General features: G+C 67.2%; 1 protein-coding gene. It reads right to left on the bottom strand.

Features of this window, described 5'->3' with window-relative positions:
* Positions 1–265, bottom strand: a 265-nt coding sequence (locus GVL61_RS25225) for a hypothetical protein (RefSeq protein WP_235037906.1), incomplete at its 3' end; no start/stop codon positions are given.
* Positions 266–415: the final 150 nt, after the last annotated feature.

Raw genomic sequence — 415 nt, 5'->3', positions numbered from 1 at the left:
GTTCGGGATAATAGGCGCCGGGCAAAGGCGTCGTGGTCATCGGCGTTGAGGCCGCCGGCGGCAAAGGCGCGCCCGCGCCCGGCCTCACCGGCGGGGTCGAATCTTGGAGGTCGTCGCCGGAGGGCCGCAGATCAATGGTCTGCGCCAGGGTCGGGACGACGAGCGCGAGAACGAAAGCCGCCGGCGCGAGGGCGCGGAAAGCCGCACGATCGCGAGGCGATCGCGCGCAAGAACAATCGGGCTCGCGACGCTTTTCGACTGACAAGGGCTGGCCTCGCGACGCGGCGCAACAGGCGCCGCGTCTCGCTCCAGCGTTAGGGTTTTATAGTTAATGGAGCCTTACCAAGGCGCACCGCCGTTCAGGCGGCAAGCGTCGGATAGTCCGTATAACCCTCGGAGCCGCCGCCATAAAAGG

The organism is Novosphingobium sp. 18050 (genome assembly GCF_902706195.1).
Lineage (GTDB): Bacteria > Pseudomonadota > Alphaproteobacteria > Sphingomonadales > Sphingomonadaceae > Novosphingobium.
This window is presented reverse-complemented; position numbering and strand designations above follow the sequence as displayed.